The sequence below is a fragment of the Mesorhizobium calcicola genome (assembly GCF_042682105.1).
Classification (GTDB): Bacteria; Pseudomonadota; Alphaproteobacteria; order Rhizobiales; family Rhizobiaceae; genus Mesorhizobium; species Mesorhizobium calcicola.
The window spans coordinates 12,053-31,285 of record NZ_JBHUGY010000012.1; the positions used below are offsets into that span (position 1 = coordinate 12,053).

Sequence of the window (19,233 nt, forward strand, 5' to 3'; positions counted from 1 at the left end):
CAAAAAACGTCATCAAACAGGGATACATGACATGACGACAGCCAAAGACATCATGAAGCAGATCAAGGACAACGACGTGAAATTCGTCGACCTGCGCTTCACCGACCCGAAGGGCAAGCTGCAACACGTGACGATGGATGTCATCGAAGTCGAGGAAGACATGTTCGCCGATGGCGTGATGTTCGACGGCTCTTCGATTGCCGGCTGGAAGGCCATTAACGAGTCCGACATGGTGCTGATGCCCGATCCGGACACGGTTCACATGGATCCGTTCTTCGCCCAGTCGACCATGGTCATCCTGTGCGACATCCTCGATCCGGTTTCGGGCGAATCCTACAACCGCGATCCGCGCGGCACGGCCAAGAAGGCCGAGGCCTACATGAAGTCGGAAGGCATCGGCGACCAGATCTTCGTCGGCCCGGAAGCCGAATTCTTCGTGTTCGACGATGTGAAGTACAAGGCCGACCCGTACAACACCGGCTTCAAGCTCGACTCCACCGAACTGCCGTCGAACGACGACACCGATTACGAGACCGGCAATCTCGGCCACCGTCCGCGCATCAAGGGCGGCTATTTCCCGGTGCCGCCGATCGACTCCGCGCAGGATATGCGTTCCGAGATGCTGACCGTGCTCGCCGAAATGGGCGTGCGCGTCGAAAAGCACCACCACGAGGTGGCGGCTGCCCAGCACGAACTCGGCATCAAGTTCGACACGCTGGTGCGCAACGCCGACAAGATGCTGATCTACAAATATGTCGTGCACCAGGTCGCCAACGCCTACGGCAAGACCGCGACCTTCATGCCCAAGCCGATCTTCGGCGACAATGGCTCGGGCATGCACGTCCACCAGTCGATCTGGAAGAACGGCAAGCCGACCTTCGCCGGCAATGAATATGCCGGCCTGTCGGAAAGCTGCCTGTTCTACATCGGCGGCATCATCAAGCACGCCAAGGCGATCAACGCTTTCACCAACCCGCTGACCAATTCCTACAAGCGCCTGGTTCCCGGTTACGAAGCGCCGGTGCTGCTCGCCTATTCGGCGCGCAACCGCTCGGCCTCCTGCCGCATCCCGTTCGGCTCATCGCCCAAGGCCAAGCGCGTCGAGGTCCGCTTCCCCGATCCGGGCGCGAACCCCTACCTCGCTTTCGCCGCCATGCTGATGGCCGGTCTCGACGGCATCAAGAACAAGATCCACCCCGGCCAGCCGATGGACAAGGATCTCTACGACCTGCCGCCGAAGGAATTGAAGAAGATCCCGACCGTCTGCGGTTCGCTGCGCGAAGCGCTGCAGAGCCTCGACAAGGATCGCGGCTTCCTGAAAGCCGGCGGCGTCTTCGACGACGACCAGATCGACAGCTACATCGAGCTGAAGATGGCCGAGGTGATGCGCTTTGAAATGACGCCGCATCCGGTCGAGTACGACATGTACTACTCGGTCTAAGATTCAATATAATATTCAAGCCCTTGAAAGATTTCCCTCCTTCAAGGGCTTTTTGCTGCCGCTCGACAGGCCACGCGTGCATCGATCGGCCCGCTCAGCGTGATAAACGCGCCTTGTCATTGAGCTTTCGACGATGGGTGAATGCCTGGGTGGCCCGCCTGCGACCGACAGGAAGCAACAGCACGATCGATGGTGAACATCGGAGCCAGGAGCGAGCGGCGCACTGCCTCAGGCTACAGTGACCGCTCGTCCGGCGCCCCCGCCAATGCCGCCGTTCAAGAAAACCCCGCCCGTCCGAACAGCACTGCGTGACGTAACCCCAAGAACCCGGAATACGCATGCCGCACGGCGATCTGTCAACGCCGCTCGCCAGGCCGCGGATCGCCGGTTTTGGGGCTTGAACCAAGGCTTGCCAGCAGGTCGGGAGCCGTCGAAACAGGCGGTTTCCGCGCTTTTTCGGCGCTTTCGCGGTCCACGACAGGCTTCACGGGAGGCGCGCACCAGCCTGGATCAACCGGCTTCGGCGGGCCTTGCAGTGGTCTTTCCGCCTGACTTTTTTTGGGGGCTTTTGTCCGGTGAGGGCATCGTCACGAAAAGAGCCCCGGTATGAGCTGGGCTCCTGCCGGAGCAGACCGTCGGAGGGACGTGGATCTACCCTGCAAGCTCGTCGGGACCGTGCAGGTTCCAGTCCGTTTGCTCGGCCAGGACCAGCAGGCAATAGACCGCCGCCACGACCATGATCAGCCCCGGTGCGGTCAGGCTCGGACAGCCGAAGGCGATGTCCAGGTAGCCCTGGTAAGTCACGTAGATCAGCGCCAGAAGGGCGAGGATGGCCGGGACCGGGAACAGCGGCTGCGATAGTGCCCGCCATCGGTGGTGCCGCTGCGGCGGCCGACAGACGCCGCCACGCACAGCAAGGCTAGATGACCACCAGCGACGTCGGCCGCGACGGCAACCGCACGCCCGTAGCTTTCATCCCCGCACAAATAGCTATCGACAACGGATCGCTTGAAACTCGCTCTGTGTCTGGACATGCAAACCCCCGAAGGTTGTGTCCAACTTTCGGGGGGTCAGTTCATTTCCGGGGCTTTTCGACTTTCGTCAGGGTCAGTTCTTTCGAGGCAATTGCGGCACCAGGCTGCGCTTGCCGCCGTCCTTGCCCTTGGCTTCGGGCTTCTGCGCCACCAGCTTCTTCGCCGCGGGCTTTTTCGCCACGGCCTTTGTCGGCTTCGGCGCTTCGTCCGGCTCTTCCTTCTTCGGCTTCACCGGCGCCTCGTCGGCGAGCGATTCGAGCTTCAGACCGGTCTCGCCGGTTTCCTTCTTCTCGACGGTGACACGCACCGTGCCGCCCTTCTTGAGCTTGCCGAACAGCACCTCGTCGGCCAACGGCTTCTTGATGTGCTCCTGGATGACGCGGCCGAGCGGCCGAGCGCCCATGCGTTCGTCATAACCCTTGTCGGCCAGCCACGCGATCGCATCGGGCGACAGGTCGAAGGTGACGCCGCGCTCGGAAAGCTGGGCCTCGAGCTGCATGACGAACTTCTGCACCACCTGATGGATCACCGGCACCGGCAGCGAGCCGAACGGGATGATCGCATCGAGACGGTTGCGGAACTCCGGCGTGAACAGCCGGTTGATCGCCTCGACATCGTCGCCTTCGCGCTTGGTCGAACCGAAGCCGATCGCCGCGCGCTGCGCATCCGACGCGCCCGCATTGGTGGTCATGATCAGGATCACATTGCGGAAGTCGATCTGCTTGCCGTTATGGTCGGTCAGCTTGCCGTGGTCCATCACCTGCAACAGGATGTTGAACAGGTCCGGATGCGCCTTCTCGACTTCGTCCAGCAGCAGCACGCAGTGCGGATGCTGGTCGACACCGTCGGTCAAAAGACCGCCCTGGTCGAAGCCGACATAGCCGGGAGGCGCGCCGATCAGCCGCGAGACGGTGTGGCGTTCCATATATTCCGACATGTCGAAGCGGATCAGCTCGACGCCAAGCGAGGCGGCCAGTTGCTTGGCCACTTCGGTCTTGCCGACGCCGGTCGGACCCGAGAACAGGTAGGAGCCGATCGGCTTCTCCGGTTCGCGCAGGCCGGCGCGCGCCAGCTTGATCGCCGAGGTCAGCGCGGTGATCGCGGTATCCTGGCCGTAGACGACGCGCTTCAGCTCAATATCGAGGCCTTGCAGCACCTTCTCGTCGTCGGCCGAAACCGTCTTCGGCGGAATGCGGGCCATGGTGGCGATCGTCGCTTCGATCTCCTTGATGCCGATGGTCTTCTTGCGCTTGGCTTCCGGCACCAGCATCTGCGAAGCGCCGGTCTCGTCGATCACGTCGATCGCCTTGTCGGGCAGCTTGCGGTCGTTGATGTAGCGCGCCGACAGCTCCACCGAGGCCTTGATCGCCTCGTTGGTGAACCTCACCTTGTGGAACTCCTCATAATAGGGCTTGAGGCCCTTCATGATCTCGATGGCGTCCTCGATGGTCGGCTCGTTGACGTCGATCTTCTGGAAGCGCCGCACCAAGGCACGGTCCTTCTCGAAGAACTGGCGGAATTCCTTGTAGGTGGTCGAGCCGATGCAGCGGATCGCACCCGACGACAAGGCCGGCTTCAACAGGTTCGACGCGTCCATGGCGCCGCCTGATGTGGCCCCTGCCCCGATCACCGTGTGAATCTCGTCGATGAACAGCACCGCGCCGGGGTAATCCTCAAGTTCCTTGACGACCTGCTTCAGCCGTTCCTCGAAATCGCCGCGATAGCGCGTGCCGGCGAGCAGCGTGCCCATGTCGAGCGCGAAGATGGTTGCGTTATGCAGCACTTCGGGAACGTCGCCCTCGACGATGCGCTTGGCGAGGCCTTCGGCGATCGCCGTCTTGCCGACGCCGGGATCACCGACATAGAGCGGGTTGTTCTTGGAGCGGCGGCACAGCACCTGGATGGTGCGGTTGATCTCGGACTCGCGGCCGATCAGCGGGTCGATCTTGCCGGCCTTGGCCTTGTTGTTGAGGTTGACGCAATAAGCGGTCAGCGCATCCTGCTGCTGCTTCTTCTTGCCGCCTTCCTCTTGCGGCTCGGCGCCGTTCTGGCCGCTCTGCTCGTCATCGGCGCCGCGCGGCGAGCGTGTCTCCGACGCCCCCGGACGCTTGGCGATGCCGTGCGAGATGTAGTTGACCGCGTCGTAGCGGGTCATCTGCTGTTCCTGCAGGAAATAGGCGGCATGGCTCTCGCGCTCGGCGAAGATGGCAACGAGCACGTTGGCGCCCGACACTTCCTCGCGGCCCGACGACTGCACATGGATCACGGCGCGCTGGATGACGCGCTGGAAGCCGGCGGTCGGCTTGGAGTCCTCATCGTAGCCGGTGACCAGGTTGTCGAGCTCGGTGTCGATATAGGTGAGAACCGTGTGCTTCAACTCGTCGAGATCGACATTGCAAGCGCGCATGACGGCGGCCGCCTCGGTGTCGTCGATGAGCGCGAGCAGCAAATGTTCAAGGGTTGCATATTCATGGTGCCGCTCATTGGCGAGCGTCAGCGCCTGGTGAAGCGCCTTTTCCAGGCCTTGGGAGAAAGCCGGCATGTTACCTCACTTCTTCTCCATCACGCATTGCAGCGGATGCTGATTCTGTCGGGCGAAATCCATGACCTGGGACACTTTGGTCTCGGCCACCTCGAATGTATAGACCCCGCACTCGCCCACTCCATGATTGTGAACATGAAGCATGATGCGTGTGGCGGCTTCGCGGTCCTTCTGGAAAAAGCGTTCCAGCACGTGAACCACGAACTCCATGGGCGTGTAGTCGTCGTTGAGGATGAGGACCCGGTAAAGGCTGGGCTTCTTCGTCTTGGTTTTGGTGCGCGTGATGACAGCCGTCCCGCGGCCGGCCTCATTGCCGTCACCGCCGCCGTTTTGCATCCGCGCCACGCGTCTCGTGGCAGTCAAACCGATCGTCACGTATTCCTGCCTTTTTCGAATCCCCATGCGAGTTCGACATGTAGGTGTTCGATGGACGATTTTAAGCCCTTCTGTTTAGCTGACAATATGGCTAGGTGACCAAACTTGGCCGATTTTCGCAATCGTGAAGGAGCGCGAGGCTCCAGAGCGGAAATTGATATGAAAAAACCCGGCCACGCTTCCGCGGCCGGGTTTTGTCCCGGGCCCAAAGGGCCGGATCTGGGTCGCGTCAGGCGAATTCAATTCGCCCGGGCGAAATCACTTCGCCTTGGCAACGATCGATTCGAACGGCTTGTAGGCTTCCTTGGCGAGTTCGGCATAGAGGTCGCCAATCTTGGTGGCCTCGGCGATGAACGCCTCATAGGACTGCTTGGCATAATCGGACTGGATCTCGATCACCTTTTCCAGCGACTTGGCCGCAATGATTTTTTCGACGGTGGCGCTGCCGGCTTCGAAGCTCTTCTTGGTGTATTCGCCAGCTTCGGTGGCGATCGCCTGGGCGCCCTTGGAGAGCGAAGCGAAGCTCTTCAATCCGGTATCGGCAAACTCTTTGCCGTATTTGCTGAAGTCCTCATAGGTCTGGGTCATTTCACGCATTCCCTTGGGTTGAAGCGTCCTTCTTCGGGGCGCTCTTGTGCAATGCACGCCAATATATTGTGCGCCGCACAAAAGTCAATATTTCGCCGGCGTTGCGACCCCGCCTGCGCAGTCAATGGCTAAAAATCGAATAAAGAGAGCTTCAAGCCCGAAGAAAATGGTGAACGCGGCGGTTACCATAAACGGATTGGTAACGCTGCCCCGGTAGCTTGGCTGGAAGTGAGGCAGGACCCTTCGCCGCCTCCAGCGCAACGAATAATCCAAGGGAAGTACCAGTGCGTAAGGCGTTGTTGGGCATCGTTTCCAAATCCACCTCCCCTCTCAAAACGATGATGATCTTCGCCCTGGCGATGACATTCGTCTGCGGCGACGTTGCCGCGTCGCTGGCGGCGAGGTCCGCGGCAATCGTCATCGACGCCAAGACCGGCAAGGTGCTCTATTCGGCGGATGCCGATGGCAGGCGCTATCCGGCCTCGCTCACCAAGATGATGACGCTGTATCTGACCTTCGAGGCGCTGGCGAAGGGCAAGATCGGCAGGAACTCGCAAGTCGTGTTTTCGGCCAATGCCGCTGCCGAGCCGCCGACGAAACTCGGCGTGAAGGCTGGCGGTTCGGTGACGGTCGAAACCGCGATCCTGTCGATGGTCACCAAATCGGCGAACGACTCGGCCACCGCGCTCGGCGAAATGCTCGGCGGCAATGAAACCAATTTTGCCCGTATGATGACCGCCAAGGCGCGTGCGCTCGGCATGAACGGCACCGTATTTCGCAATGCCAACGGCCTGCCCAATCCCGGCCAGTTCACCACCGCGCGCGACATGGCGACACTCGGCATCGCACTGAGGGAGCATTTCCCCCAGTATTACGGCTATTTCTCGCAGCGCTCCTTCCTCTATGGGCGTCAGCGCATCAACGGTCACAACCGCCTGCTCGGGCGCATCAAGGGCGTCGACGGCATCAAGACCGGCTACACCCGCGCCTCCGGCTTCAACCTTGTCTCGTCGGTTTCCGACGGCAATCGCCGCATCGTCGGCGTGGTCATGGGCGGCACCTCCGGCGGCAGCCGGGACAACCAGATGGCCACCTTGATCAACACCTATCTGCCGCGGGCGTCGACCCGCGGCGGTGGCGATCTGGTCGCCAAGGCCGGCGGCAGCAACCCGATCACCGCCCTTGCCAAGGTGCTCTTGCCCAAGCACGACGCGCCGACACCGGACGACAAGCCGGTGGCGGCGCAGGATGATGCGACCCAGGATGACGCGACCGTTGCCGAGGACGCCACTGTCGCGGAAGACAGCACCGCGCAGAGCGCGCCGAGCGAAGAGGCTGCCCCTATCGTCAAGGCGAAAAAGGTCAAGACCGTCATCGTATCGGCGCCGCAGGTGGCCACGGCCCAGGTCGTGGCTGCCTATGCCGAACCGACACCGGCGGCGACGCCGACTGTCGACCCGGTCAACACCGCGTCGGTGCCGTCGGGCTGGGCCATCCAGGTCGCCTCGTCGCCCAAGCAGTCCGAAGCCCAGGCCTTTCTCGACAAGACCACCAAGCAGGCGCCCAAGGCGCTGGCCGACGCTTCCGGCTTCACCGTTGCCTACGACAAGGACGGCGTCACCTATTACCGCGCCCGCTTCGGCGGCTTTGGTTCGAAGACCGCGGCCTGGAAGGCCTGCACCGCTTTGAAGAAGAAGAACATCGAGTGCTACGCCGTCCAGCAGTAGGACGGTGTGGAAGCAATCTCCCGGAAAAATTCTGCGTCGAAGGAGAACTAGTTGTGATTGGAGAGCAAGACGTCCTTGGCTTCGTTGATTCGCGCCGCCAGGAAAGACGTGCCGCCGATATCGGGGTGCAGGCGCTGCATCAGGCGGCGGTGCGCCTTGCGGACATCCGCCGCGGCGGCCCCCGCTTCAAGACCAAGGATCTTGTAGGCCTCCTCCTTAGTCATGGTGCCCGAACCTGGCGCAACACCCAGCCCTTCGCCACCGTCCGTCTCAGCGTTTTTGCGCCAGACGGGAAATCTGCCGTCAAGATACGTCTCTAGCAACTGCCGGCTCTCCGGATCGCCGGAGAGCTCACGGTAGAGATGCTGCAATTCGGCCAGGCCCATCGCGCCCAGCATCTTGCCTTCATGGCGGCCGGCCAGCACAAGGCCCTCCAGTCCACCGGTGGCGTGATCGAGCTCCATTTCCAATGCCGCGGTACGCACCGTCGAACGCTTGCCCGGCGCCGGACTGGCCGTCTGGCGTTTCATTCGCACCGAACCATACCAGGCAAATGCCGCGGCCAGTATGATGCCGGCGATGCCCTCACGCCCGACCACAAGCACGGCAACGCCGACCAGCGCCAGAAGGACCGGCCCGAGCGTGCGCATCCCGCTTGCCAGTTTTCCCGGATCGGCGCGCAGGAAGATGGTCACCGCGCCGAGAAGCACCAGAAGCAATGCAACAAATGAGATAACTGCGCCCATCAGTTCCCGCTGCCCCGCAGATGTTCGATCATCAGCCGGTCTTCCGGCCTGCCCCTGGCCTCGAGCGCCTTCAGCCCGCCGGTTGCAAACACCGCAACCGCCGAAAGCAATCCCGCCAGGGTCGCGGCGGCCCGCCGATCAAATCGGAACCAAGCCCCTTTGGACAACCGAGCGATTTCCTTAAACGCCTTTTCTGCGCCGGAATCATGGCCTTCCTGGAAGACGAAGACAGGAACGCCGTGCAGGCCGAGGCTGCCGGCCTTTTCGACCAGGTCGTCGATGTTCTCTTCCATCGCATCGCCGATATAGACCAGCGCATTGACCTTGGCCGTGGCCGTCTGTTTCAGCGCATGCGCCAGCACCTTGCCGATCTGGGTGTGGCCGCTGCGGCATTCGATTCGCGTCATCAGCTGCTTCAAGGCATTGGTATCGGTCACGAAAGCGGACGAACGACACTCGCCCAGGCCGCGAAAATAGATCAGTTGGACGCTCAGGGTTCCGGCCTTGCCGACGGCATCGAACATCTGGCCCTGCAGCTCACAAGCCAGATCCCAGGTCGGCTGGCGGCTCATCGTCGCGTCGAGCGAAAGGATCAGCCTGCCCGAACCCGTCGCCGACGCAGCCAGCGTCCTTGCCTGCCGAAGAAAGGCTTCGATCTCGCCGGCATTGGATTGAGGTTTGACCGGCGCAGGATTGGCCCTTGCGGGCACGGGCTGCTTTTTGTCGCTCATGAAAACAAGATGTGGCGTTGTCGCGCCGCTTGCAAGTCCAGCGCGCGGCAAGTTTGAGGCCAGCAAACCAGCCGCAATTGAAGCACGCCAACCCCTCGAGGCGCGACGGCTTACAGCAGGCCGAGATCGGCAAGCTCGCGCCTGAGCTTCGGCGGCATCTCGATCAGCCCGGCCTTGCCCTTGCCGAGGTCGATCGGCGCGTCCGACGGTTTCAGATAGCGCCAGCCCTGAAAAGCCCGGCGCGGCTGCCAGTCGGTGCGCACGACCTGCGGATCGAGGATCAGGTGGCAGCGGCCGATGCCCTCGTCGTCGGTGAAGGGGCGGATCTCGGTGATCAGCTGGCGGCATTGCACATTGCCCTTGATCACCCAGTAGAGCGAACCGCCATCGGTGATTTCAGAGGCGCGCGTCGGCACCATGCGGGTGGTGTGATACTGCTCGACCGGCTCACCGGCGCGCCGCCGCTCATCGAGGCGGAAGGCGATCCACTCTTCGAGATCCTCGACGCTGTCGCAGCCGACACAGAGTTTTATGAGATTGAGAGACATCGCTTAAGGTTTAGTCCGGCGCGCGAACGCGTCAACGGCCTGATCGATTTCTCCACAGTGCCAGCGGGGTGACGCGATGCCTGCCGCCTCCATGCAGGCCGATAAAAAATGATGGCCATGCCACCGCCATGGTTATGCTGGCGACGAAATCGGCAAGAATCCACAGCTCTACCTCACATGGACTTCTGCCAATCGACAGCAAGGGCGATCTCTGATTGTATCGCAGCGGGGTTAGGAGGGGAAAATGAGAATTTCGACAATTGGGTTTGCTGTTGCGCTTTCGACCATAATTTGCGCGTTTCCGGCGAGTGCTTTCGATATTCCATCGTGCAACGGCTCAACGCGCTCGTCTGCCGACCTTGTCAGTGACAAAGATGACAAGCTGTTAGTCGACTTTGTCGATGTTCTATTGGAGAACGAAGCTGCAGGTGGCCGCGTCGCTTACTGTCTGAGCGACGCTAAAATGACCAACGGCTTGAACGGGCTGAGCTTTGGTTTCATACAACATGACCTCGCCAGCAACTCGGGATCAAAAAAGATACTTGCGAAAATTCTTGACTCGGTACTTGCCAGTGGCCCTGACACCGGCCTGACGCAGCAAGACATAGACTTGGTCAAGTCAGGTGCCTTGGATATTAGAGCTCCGGTCATCCGAGCGTCCAAGGATAAGAGGTTGCTCGCGTTAATTCAGCGAATTCACCACGCGCTCTCTGGTAATGAGATTGCTGCCGCCGAGATCAACGCTGATTTTACGCTCACTGTACAACGTGATGCAGCCCGCCTTCAGTCTGAAATTGCGCCGGTTTCAGATGCCGTCAAGTCTGTAACATATCTGAAAACCAACAGACTTGGGCAACTCGTTGTGTTGGATTACGAAAATTTCCTCGGGTCCATGGGGCCGCAGTTTAAAGGTTACCTGGCTGGCGAACCCGAAACGCTTAGGGGGACTGAGATCAAAATTGAAAGTCCGGCCTCATTCACCGACATGATGCGTTTCTATTTGTCCACGAAGCAAGGTGCAGGAGGCGCATCCGATCAGAGAGCCGAGGTCTTGCGCAGGCTGAACACAATCATCAAGATTTATAAACGCAACGAGGGCGAGATACCTTTGTCTGATAGGGACAAAGCGTTTCTCACGCAGGAGTTGCGTCCGATGATCAATGACAAATCGAATGCCTTCATTCAGAAGAAGAAGCGCGGCCATCAGTATGACGACCTTGTCACGCTCATCAGAAAGGCAGCGTAGCTAGCACTTCTTCAAGGCGGGATGTTGGGAGCATCCCAGTTTAGCCAGCCTCTCAGCACTCCACGACATTGACGGCAAGCCCGCCAAGGCTGGTTTCCTTGTACTTCTCGTTCATGTCGAGGCCGGTCTGGCGCATCGTCTCGATCGCCGCGTCGAGCGGCACGAAATGGACGCCGTCGCCCTTGATGGCCAGTGACGCAGCCGTCACCGCCTTGACCGCGCCGAGCGCATTGCGCTCGATGCACGGCACTTGCACAAGCCCGCCGACCGGATCGCAGGTCATGCCGAGATGATGTTCGAGCGCGATCTCGGCGGCGTTCTCGACCTGCTCGGGCGTGCCGCCCATGACGGCGCACAGGCCGGCCGCGGCCATCGCCGACGCCGAGCCGACCTCGCCCTGGCAACCGACCTCGGCACCCGAAATCGAGGCGTTGGTCTTGATGATGCCGCCGATGGCGGCGGCCGTCAGCAGGAAGTCGCGGATGCTCGGCTGATCGGCCTCGGGATGGAAATGCAGCCAGTAGCGCAGCACCGCCGGCAATGTGCCGGCAGCACCATTGGTCGGCGCGGTGACGACCCGGCCGCCGGCGGCATTCTCCTCGTTGACGGCCATGGCGTAGATCGACAGCCAGTCATTGGCGAGCAAAGGATTGGGTCTGTTCTGCTGCCACTGTTCCTGCAGCTTGTCGTGGAGCTGTCGGGCGCGGCGCCGCACCTTCAGCCCGCCCGGCATGATGCCGTCCTGCGACAGGCCGCGGTCGATGCAGCCCTTCATGGCGCTCCAGATGCCGTCGAGGCCGGCGTCGAGCTCCTCGCGCGACATCTGCGTCTCTTCGTTGACGCGCTTCATGTCGGCGATGGAAAGGCCGCTTTTGCCGGCCATCGCCAGCATTTCGACGGCGTTCTTGAAGGGATATGGCACTTTCTTGCCTTCGGTCGTCACCGACCCCTTGGCCTTCATCCGCTGCAGTTCTTCTTCCGAAACCACGAAACCGCCGCCGATCGAATAGTAGATGCGCTTGAGCAGCAGGCGGCCACCGGCATCATAGGCATAGAACGCCATGCCGTTGGCGTGGCCGGTGAGCGGTGTCTTGCGGTCCAGCACCAGATCGGTGGCCGGGTCGAAACGATAGGACGGATGGCCGGGCGGTGAAATGCGCTTCTCCGCGGCGATGCGGCTGGCAATGCCGTCGGCCTCATCGGGATCGACAGTCTGCGGCGTGAGACCCGCAAGGCCGAGCACCACCGCGCGATCACTGCCATGGCCGATGCCGGTATAGGCGAGCGAGCCATGCAGGCTGGCGGCGAGGCGGTCGACCTTGACGCCCGCCGGGCGCGGCCAGTCAGTTCCCGCGACCTCGTCGAGAAACCGCGCCGCGGCCGTCATCGGCCCCATCGTGTGCGAACTCGAGGGGCCGATGCCGATCTTGAACAGGTCGAAAACCGAAAGGAACACGCGGCGTTGTCTCCTGGAGTCACGTCAAGGACTACATATAGGAAGTCCCAGGATGTTTCCGCTCTTTTGGCAATCGCGGCGCAGCGCCTGCCGACCTTGTTTGCTCCGGCAGCGACATTGATTGTCGATCGCTCCACGCCGGACATCGAAGCGGTCGCCCTGAATGTGATAAATTCAACCCATGGGCGATTCCCTTCATCTTTCGACGGCCGATCTCGCGGCGCTGGCTTTCTTCCTGGTCGTGTGGTTGCTGCACACGCTCGCCTCCGACGGCAAGCTGGTCAGCCGCATATCGCTGACGACGGCGATGAATGCGCAGCGGCAAGCCTGGATGCGCACCATGGCCGAGCGCGAGATCCGCATCGTCGACACCGCCATCATGAGCGGGTTGCAGCAAGGCACTGCCTTCTTCGCCTCAAGCTCGTTGATCGCGATCGGCGGTTGCTTTGCCTTGCTCGGCGCATCCGACCGGGTGCTTGAAGTGCTCAGCGACCTGCCCCTGGGCGGCGCCCCGTCGCGCGCGGCCTTTCAGATAAAGGTGTTTGGACTGGTGCTGATCCTTGCGTTTTCGTTCTTCAAATTCGGCTGGGCGTACCGGCTGTTCAACTATTGCACGATCCTGATCGGCGCCGTGCCGATCCCGCATGGCGAAGCGTCACGCAACCCGGTCACCGAAACGGCGGTCTGGCGTGCGGCGCAGATGAACATGCTGGCCGGAAAGCATTTCAATTCCGGCCTGCGCGGCGTGTTCTTCTCGATCGGCTATCTCGGCTGGTTCGTCGATCCCATGGTGTTCGTGCTGTCGACGCTTCTGCTGCTGGCCGTGCTGGTGCGGCGCCAGTTTTTCTCGGCGGCCAGGCAGGCGGTGATCGGTCAGCCGCCGGGCGCGGGAAAAGGCTGATCGATCCGGCCAGACAGCCAGTAGGCGAAGAGCCCGATCCATTCGCGGATGGCCATTGTGGTGGTCTGTAGCGAATCGGCGGGATTGTCGCGGAACAGGCCAATGCCTTCCCGCCCCGAGGTGCGGTAGTCGACCGGCCAGGGAATTGTCGCAAAGCCGGCCTTGTCGAACAGCGCCTTGGCGCGCGGCATATGGAAGGCCGAGGTCACCAGCAGCCAGGTCTGGCCGGGCTTCGGTGTTACCAGCTCCTTGGTGAAGACGGCATTCTCATAGGTGTTGCGGGACTTGTTTTCGAGGATCAGGCGATCGGCCGTCACACCAAGCGCGGTGAGCAATCGGGGCGCAGTTGCAGCATCGCCCTCGCCCTCGGGAAAAAGTTCGCCGGTGCCGCCGGAGACCACCTTGGCGGTTGGAAAGCGCCGGGCGAGAATCGCGGTTTCGACCATCCGATCGCCGCCGCTGTTGAGCTCATACCCGCCGCGCACCAGGTTGATGGCGCCCTCGAGGCCGCCGCCGAGCACGACGATGCCATCGACCTTTTCCGGCAGCGGCGGGCGCGCAAAGCGCTCCTCCAGCGGGTTGAGCATCATGGCGCCGAGCGACGTCCACGCCGACAGCCCAAGGATCAGAAACGCCAGCACGCCGCCGGTGGCGGCAAGCCGCCGGCGGCCGATCATGCCAGCGAAAAACCCGGCCAGCAGAAGGAAAATGGCCAGATTGAGCGGCTGGATGAAGAACCAGAAGACCTTGGAAAGGTAGAAGAACATCGCTCACCCCCGTCGGACGAGCGACATCCTTACCACCACTTTTCCGGCTGGAATGTGCCGGCAGCCTGCTCGATGACGGCAGCGGTCTGGAACAACGTTTCCTCATCGAACGGCCGCCCGATCAGTTGCAGGCCGAGCGGCAGGCCCTTGGCGTCCAGCCCGGCGGGCACGGCGATGCCCGGCAGGCCGGCCATGTTCACGGTGACGGTGAAGATGTCGTTCAGATACATCTTGACGGGATCGGCAGCCATGTCCTCGTCGGCGATGCCGAAAGCGGCCGATGGTGTCGCCGGGGTCAGGATGACATCGACGCCGGCGGCGAAAACAGTCTCGAAGTCGCGCTTGATCAGATTGCGCACCTTCTGCGCCTGCAGATAGTAGGCGTCGTAATAGCCGGCCGACAGCACATAGGTGCCGATCATGATGCGGCGCTTGACCTCGCGGCCGAAGCCGGCGGCACGGGTCTTCTCATACATGTCGACGATGTCCTTGCCCGGCACGCGCAGCCCGTAGCGGACGCCGTCGTAGCGGGCGAGATTGGAGGACGCCTCGGCGGGCGCCACGATGTAGTAAGCCGGCAGCGCGTATTTGGTATGCGGCAACGAAATGTCGACGATCTCGGCGCCGGCGTCCTTCAGCCAGGCTATGCCCTTCTGCCACAACGCCTCGATCTCTTCGGGCATGCCGTCGACGCGGTACTCCCTGGGAATGCCGACCTTCATACCCTTGATCGGCTTGCCGATCGCCGCCTCATAGTCCGGCACCGGCCGGTCGACCGAGGTCGTGTCCTTCGGATCGACGGAGGCCATCGATTTGAGCAGGATCGCGGCGTCGCGCACGTCGCGGGCGATCGGCCCGGCCTGGTCGAGCGACGAAGCAAAGGCGACGATGCCCCAGCGCGAGCAGCGGCCATAGGTCGGTTTGATGCCGACGGTGCCGGTGAAGGCGGCTGGCTGGCGGATCGAGCCGCCAGTATCCGTCGCCGTGGCACCTGCGCACAGGAAGGCCGAGACGGCGGTCGCCGAACCGCCGGAGGAACCACCCGGCACCAGCTGCGCATTGTCGAGGCTGCGCGCGGTCCTGGTGCCGCCTGCGGAGACAAAGCCGCCGTCGCCCTGATGCGTTGTCGGCATCACCACCGTGTCGAGGCGCGAGCGCCGCCACGGATTGATGACCGGGCCATAATAGGATGTCTCGTTGGACGACCCCATGGCGAACTCGTCCATGTTGAGCTTGCCCAGCATGACCGCGCCGTCGGCCCATAGATTGGTGGTAACGGTCGATTCGTAGCGCGGCTTGAACCCGTCGAGCACATGGCTGCAGGCCTGGGTATGGACGCCTTCGGTCCCGAACAGGTCCTTGATGCCGAGCGGGATGCCTTCCAGCGCACCGCCCTCGCCCTTCGCCAGCTTTGCGTCGGAGGCTTTGGCCATATCGCGCGCCTTGTCGCCGGTAACCGCGACATAGGCATTGAGCGCCAGATTGGCGCGATCGATGGCAGCGAGATAGGCCTCGGTGATCTCGGTCGCGGTGATTTCCTTGCCGCGCAGCTTGGCGCGGGCCTGCGAAATCGTCAGCTGGGTCAGGTCGCTCATCAAAGGCTCTTTTCGTAAAACACCGACCACTCGGAATCGGGATAATCCAGCACCGGGCCGCAGCGCGAGAACCCGGCGCGTTCGTAGACGGTCCAGGCGGCGGGATGACGGTCGCCCGTCTCCAGCACCAGGCGCTTCAGCCCTTCAGCGCGCGCCAGCGTCTCGACCCGCTCGACGATCATGGCGCCGATCTTGCGGCCGCGATGCGAAGGCCGCGTGTACATGCGCTTGACCTCGCCGACAGCGCCGGCATGGCGCTTCAGCGCACCACAGCCGATGGCCAAACCGTTGTCGCGGGCGATGAAGACGGTCGTATCCTCAGCGGCCATCTGCTCGACCGTCAGGTGGTAGCAGTGCTCCGGCGGCGTCAATTCGAGCAACGTTTCGTTGAGTTCGTGGACCAGGCCGCGCACGTCGTCCTGCAGCGGCGGTTCAATCGCGATCTCGATTGCCATCGTCGAGCTACTCCACGACCTTCGGCACGAGGAAGAAATTCTCGTCGGTCGCCGGCGCGTTGGCGACGATATCGGCGGCCTTGTCGCCGTCGGTGACGACGTCCCCGCGCTTCTTCATCTCCATCGGCGTCACCGAGGTCATCGGCTCGACGCCGGAAACGTCGACCTCGTTCAACTGCTCGACGAAGCCCAGTATGGCGTTCAGTTCGCCGGTCATGCGTTCGGCATCTTCTTCGCTCACCGCGATGCGGGCGAGACGCGCGACGCGCTTCACTGTCTGCAGGTCAACGGACATGTTTTTGCCTCGGGGAAAACCAGTTCGGGCTATAGCGGCGCCGCGCGCGCGGCGCAACATGCATCATGCATCATGCGAGAGACCAGGCGTGGTGGCGGTCTGGCTCTCGGCCATTGGTCCACGGACAAGTCTATGGCAGGGCAACGCCCTCGCACAGATAGTAGCTGCCGCTGTTGCCGCTCGCCTCGCTTTCGTTGTCGGTGGGCCGGACCGAGACGAGATCGATCTGCGTCGGGCTCATTTGGGTCACTGAAAGGACGTCGGGAAAGACATAACCCGGTTCCTGGCAGACGGCCGTCACCGCCCAGCTTGGCGAGGCTGTCGCCTTGCTGATCTGGACGAACTCGCAATTGTATTCGACGCCTTGCAGGCCGTGCGCCGAAAGCACGATGTTTCCGGCGTCGATCAGCGTTTGCAGCGTAGCCTTCCTGGCCTGCGCGCAAAGCTCCTCTGACTGCAGGTAGAGGCCTTCGATGAAATCATCCGCGGCGAGCGCCGGCGACGCCGCGACCAACATGGACACGCAAAGAGATTGCCTCAACGCCATGGTTTCATTCCGCTTTAGCTGCTTCTAAATCGTAATCGTCTCACCGATTTTCGGCAACGCCACCTTCACACCGGATCCTTCCAGGCCGGCCTCGAACTTCTCGGCGGTCGGATCGATCATCGGAAACGTGCCGAAGTGACAGGGAACCACGGTTTCGAACTTGAAGAAGCGGCGGCAGGCGAGCGCGGCCACCGCACCGCCCATGGTGAAGCGGTCGCCGATCGGCACGATGCCGATCTTCGGTTCATGCAACTCGTTGATCAGTGCCATGTCGGAAAAGATGTCGGTGTCGCCCATGTGGTAGAGCGTCCTGTCTTCCGGGAAGTGCAGGACGAGGCCACCGGGATTGCCGAGGTAGGTGTTCTGGCCGCCATCGCCCGGGAACGAGGATGAATGCAGCGCCTGGACGAAAGTGGTGGTGAAGCCGCCGCAATCGACGGTGCCGCCGATGTTGCCCGGATTGATCGTCTTGTCGCTGACACCCTTGCCGACGAGGTACATGCAGATCTCGAAATTGGCGACCAGCTGGGCGCCGCTTTTGCCGAGCACTTCCACCGCGCCGTTGATGTGATCGCTGTGACCGTGGGTCAGCAGCACATGCGTGATTCCCTCGGCCGGCCCCTCCCAGCCACCCGTCCAGGATGGATTGCCGATCAGATAAGGATCGATGAGGATCTTGGCATCGGCGGTTTCGATGCGAAAGGCCGAGTGGCCGTACCAGGTCAATTTCATAATGCTTTCCTCGATTTTTGCCGTGCCAAAGGATAGAACGCCGATGGCCCTGAGATCAAAGGGGTACTGTGTCCGTCGCGCGTTGGCAAAACACGAGGCGTTGAAAGACGAAGGGCAGCCATTGGGCATTATCACGATCGAGGAATTGCCGGCGCGGCTCGCCGGCGGCAAGACGCTGGCAGGGCTTGACCTCGGCGACAAGACGATCGGCCTCGCGGTCTCGGACCAGAGGTTTTCCTTCGCCCATCCGCGCCCGGTCATCATGCGAAAGAAATTCTCGCTCGATGCCACCGTCCTGCTGGCCTTGCTTCAGAAGGAAAATGCCGGCGCGGTGGTGATTGGACTGCCGATCAACATGGACGGTTCGGAAGGGCCGCGGGCGCAGAAATCGCGCGCCTTCGTCCGCAACATGGGGCAGATGAGCGATCTGCCGTTCGTGTTTTGGGATGAAAGACTATCGACGGTCGCGGCCGAAAGGACCCTGATCGAGATGGATTTTTCGCGCCGCAAACGCGCCGGCAAGATCGATTCGGCGGCAGCCGCGTTTATTCTGCAGGGAGTTTTGGACCGGCTTCAGTCGCTCCACGCATCCGCTCGAACGGAACCGGACCCTCCCAGCGCCGCTTGATCCAGCCGGCGATTTCGCGGCGGCGGCGGAACGCCCAAAGCGCCATCAGCAGAAACCCGTCGAAGACGCAGGCCTTTGCCACCATGCCGGGGATGGTCGCCGGATCGATTCCGAGCATCTGGCCATAGAGCTGGAAGACGAAGTCGTGCAGCTGCCGGCTCAGCATGACATAACCGAAGTTCATGTCGTTGAGCGACAGGTAGAACCAACCCCAGAACAGCGCCATCGGGGCCGCCCACAACGCGAAGATATAACGCATCAGCGGCCTCCCCCGGGAGTCGAGCCTGTCCGGCCCGATATGAGCGAAAGCAGCGAATTGTGCGCAGCGGCCTTTGCCATGCCGTGCGCGGCGGCGCGGATCTCGCCTTCGGCCGGAACCACCGCCGCCACTGTGGACCGCCGCTCGGCAAGCATGGCGACATAGGATGCCAGCAGGGCCGCCAGTTGCACGGCGACAGCCATGAGCAGCCCGTTGATGCCTTGCGCGGCGCCGCCAATGACGATCAGCGACAACACGCCGGACGCGGAGATGAAAGCGATGCGGGCGACGCTATCGACGCCCTCGCTGGTCGCGTCATTGATCAGGGTTTCGACGAAGGCCCAGAAGAACAGCACAGCCACGACCAGCAATGCGGTGGCCAGTGGCGCCACGACGATCGCGTTGTCGAGGTCGACGAAGCGGCTGCCCTCGAGGGAGGCACCCAAAACGCCCAGCGCCGCCGCCACACCACGGTTTCCGTCGATGCAGATGAGCGCAAGCAGGGCGAAAACGATCGTCCAGTGCAAGGCCAGAAGGGAGGTCAGTACATGTCGCATCGGCGTTCCTGCTTCGCAAAGCAAGAAAGGGCCGATTGCACCATTCCTTGCTCTCGACGGGAC

21 protein-coding genes are annotated in these 19,233 nt (G+C 62.1%); 5 read left to right on the top strand and 16 right to left on the bottom strand.

The genetic code is table 11. The features are described 5' to 3' along the window. Positions 1-31: 31 nt before the first annotated feature. Complete coding sequence (gene glnA, locus ACFSQT_RS05765) at positions 32-1,441, top strand: type I glutamate--ammonia ligase (RefSeq protein ID WP_379017418.1); 1,410 nt, start codon at positions 32-34, stop codon at positions 1,439-1,441. Positions 1,442-2,092: 651 nt separating this feature from the next. Here the strand turns inward: glnA and ACFSQT_RS05770 are convergent. From ACFSQT_RS05770 to ACFSQT_RS05785, 4 genes are all read right to left on the bottom strand, one after another. Further along, positions 2,093-2,245, bottom strand: coding sequence for a hypothetical protein (locus ACFSQT_RS05770; RefSeq protein WP_379017419.1), 153 nt, complete (start codon positions 2,243-2,245; stop codon positions 2,093-2,095). 303 nt (positions 2,246-2,548) lie between these two features. Then, positions 2,549-5,017 (bottom strand): ATP-dependent Clp protease ATP-binding subunit ClpA, encoded by a 2,469-nt coding sequence (clpA, locus tag ACFSQT_RS05775; RefSeq protein WP_379017420.1) that lies wholly within the window; start codon positions 5,015-5,017, stop codon positions 2,549-2,551. A gap of 6 nt (positions 5,018-5,023) precedes the next feature. Next, positions 5,024-5,353, bottom strand: coding sequence for an ATP-dependent Clp protease adapter ClpS (clpS, locus tag ACFSQT_RS05780; protein WP_010909565.1), 330 nt, complete (start codon positions 5,351-5,353; stop codon positions 5,024-5,026). 297 nt (positions 5,354-5,650) lie between these two features. Next, entirely contained in the window at positions 5,651-5,980 is a 330-nt protein-coding gene (locus tag ACFSQT_RS05785; RefSeq protein WP_379017421.1) for a phasin family protein, read from the bottom strand. Positions 5,981-6,264: 284 nt separating this feature from the next. Here ACFSQT_RS05785 and ACFSQT_RS05790 point away from each other — a divergent pair, with 284 nt between their 5' ends. Continuing rightward, positions 6,265-7,707: an SPOR domain-containing protein gene (locus ACFSQT_RS05790; RefSeq protein WP_379017422.1), complete on the top strand. Its 1,443-nt coding sequence runs from the start codon at positions 6,265-6,267 to the stop codon at positions 7,705-7,707. A 47-nt stretch (positions 7,708-7,754) separates the two neighbouring features. Here ACFSQT_RS05790 and ACFSQT_RS05795 read toward each other — a convergent pair whose 3' ends face one another. The 3 genes from ACFSQT_RS05795 to ACFSQT_RS05805 form a co-directional block, all read right to left on the bottom strand. After that, entirely contained in the window at positions 7,755-8,453 is a 699-nt protein-coding gene (locus ACFSQT_RS05795; RefSeq protein WP_379017423.1) for a DnaJ domain-containing protein, read from the bottom strand. After that, the gene (locus ACFSQT_RS05800) at positions 8,453-9,184 is read right to left on the bottom strand and encodes a vWA domain-containing protein (protein WP_379017424.1); all 732 of its coding nucleotides are present in this window, start codon (positions 9,182-9,184) and stop codon (positions 8,453-8,455) included. The genes ACFSQT_RS05795 and ACFSQT_RS05800 overlap by 1 nt, the downstream gene beginning before the upstream one ends. A gap of 110 nt (positions 9,185-9,294) precedes the next feature. After that, the gene (locus ACFSQT_RS05805; RefSeq protein ID WP_379017425.1) at positions 9,295-9,732 is read right to left on the bottom strand and encodes a DUF1489 family protein; all 438 of its coding nucleotides are present in this window, start codon (positions 9,730-9,732) and stop codon (positions 9,295-9,297) included. Between the two features lie 244 nt (positions 9,733-9,976). Between ACFSQT_RS05805 and ACFSQT_RS05810 the strand changes: the two genes are divergently transcribed. Then, complete coding sequence (locus ACFSQT_RS05810; protein ID WP_379017427.1) at positions 9,977-10,978, top strand: hypothetical protein; 1,002 nt, start codon at positions 9,977-9,979, stop codon at positions 10,976-10,978. A 52-nt stretch (positions 10,979-11,030) separates the two neighbouring features. Here the strand turns inward: ACFSQT_RS05810 and ACFSQT_RS05815 are convergent, their stop codons facing one another. Continuing rightward, positions 11,031-12,434, bottom strand: coding sequence for an L-serine ammonia-lyase (locus ACFSQT_RS05815; RefSeq protein ID WP_379017428.1), 1,404 nt, complete (start codon positions 12,432-12,434; stop codon positions 11,031-11,033). A 181-nt stretch (positions 12,435-12,615) separates the two neighbouring features. Here ACFSQT_RS05815 and ACFSQT_RS05820 point away from each other — a divergent pair, with 181 nt between their 5' ends. Continuing rightward, entirely contained in the window at positions 12,616-13,335 is a 720-nt protein-coding gene (locus ACFSQT_RS05820) for a DUF599 domain-containing protein (protein ID WP_379017430.1), read from the top strand. On the opposite strand, the gene ACFSQT_RS05825 is transcribed toward ACFSQT_RS05820, so the two are convergent. From ACFSQT_RS05825 to ACFSQT_RS05850, 6 genes are all read right to left on the bottom strand, one after another. Continuing rightward, the gene (locus tag ACFSQT_RS05825; RefSeq protein WP_379017431.1) at positions 13,308-14,102 is read right to left on the bottom strand and encodes a YdcF family protein; all 795 of its coding nucleotides are present in this window, start codon (positions 14,100-14,102) and stop codon (positions 13,308-13,310) included. The two genes, ACFSQT_RS05820 and ACFSQT_RS05825, sit on opposite strands and share 28 nt — an antisense overlap. Positions 14,103-14,131: 29 nt before the next feature. Further along, positions 14,132-15,697 carry an amidase gene (locus ACFSQT_RS05830; protein ID WP_379017433.1) on the bottom strand — a complete coding sequence of 522 codons (1,566 nt, stop codon included), beginning with the start codon at positions 15,695-15,697 and terminating at the stop codon, positions 14,132-14,134. Beyond that, entirely contained in the window at positions 15,697-16,152 is a 456-nt protein-coding gene (locus tag ACFSQT_RS05835; RefSeq protein WP_379017434.1) for a GNAT family N-acetyltransferase, read from the bottom strand. Before ACFSQT_RS05835 ends, ACFSQT_RS05830 begins: the two co-directional genes overlap by 1 nt. Positions 16,153-16,159: 7 nt before the next feature. After that, positions 16,160-16,447 carry an Asp-tRNA(Asn)/Glu-tRNA(Gln) amidotransferase subunit GatC gene (gatC, locus tag ACFSQT_RS05840; RefSeq protein ID WP_379017435.1) on the bottom strand — a complete coding sequence of 96 codons (288 nt, stop codon included), beginning with the start codon at positions 16,445-16,447 and terminating at the stop codon, positions 16,160-16,162. A 130-nt stretch (positions 16,448-16,577) separates the two neighbouring features. Next, positions 16,578-16,994: a hypothetical protein gene (locus ACFSQT_RS05845; protein WP_379017436.1), complete on the bottom strand. Its 417-nt coding sequence runs from the start codon at positions 16,992-16,994 to the stop codon at positions 16,578-16,580. 24 nt (positions 16,995-17,018) lie between these two features. Further along, the gene (locus tag ACFSQT_RS05850; protein WP_379017437.1) at positions 17,019-17,726 is read right to left on the bottom strand and encodes a metal-dependent hydrolase; all 708 of its coding nucleotides are present in this window, start codon (positions 17,724-17,726) and stop codon (positions 17,019-17,021) included. Positions 17,727-17,847: 121 nt separating this feature from the next. Here ACFSQT_RS05850 and ruvX point away from each other — a divergent pair, with 121 nt between their 5' ends. After that, entirely contained in the window at positions 17,848-18,354 is a 507-nt protein-coding gene (ruvX, locus tag ACFSQT_RS05855; RefSeq protein WP_379017438.1) for a Holliday junction resolvase RuvX, read from the top strand. On the opposite strand, the gene ACFSQT_RS05860 is transcribed toward ruvX, so the two are convergent. After that, on the bottom strand, positions 18,272-18,613 hold the full coding sequence (locus tag ACFSQT_RS05860; RefSeq protein WP_379017440.1) for a DUF6105 family protein: 342 nt from the start codon (positions 18,611-18,613) through the stop codon (positions 18,272-18,274). The two genes, ruvX and ACFSQT_RS05860, sit on opposite strands and share 83 nt — an antisense overlap. Then, on the bottom strand, positions 18,613-19,170 hold the full coding sequence (locus tag ACFSQT_RS05865) for a hypothetical protein (RefSeq protein WP_379017442.1): 558 nt from the start codon (positions 19,168-19,170) through the stop codon (positions 18,613-18,615). The genes ACFSQT_RS05860 and ACFSQT_RS05865 overlap by 1 nt, the downstream gene beginning before the upstream one ends. Positions 19,171-19,233 lie beyond the last annotated feature (63 nt).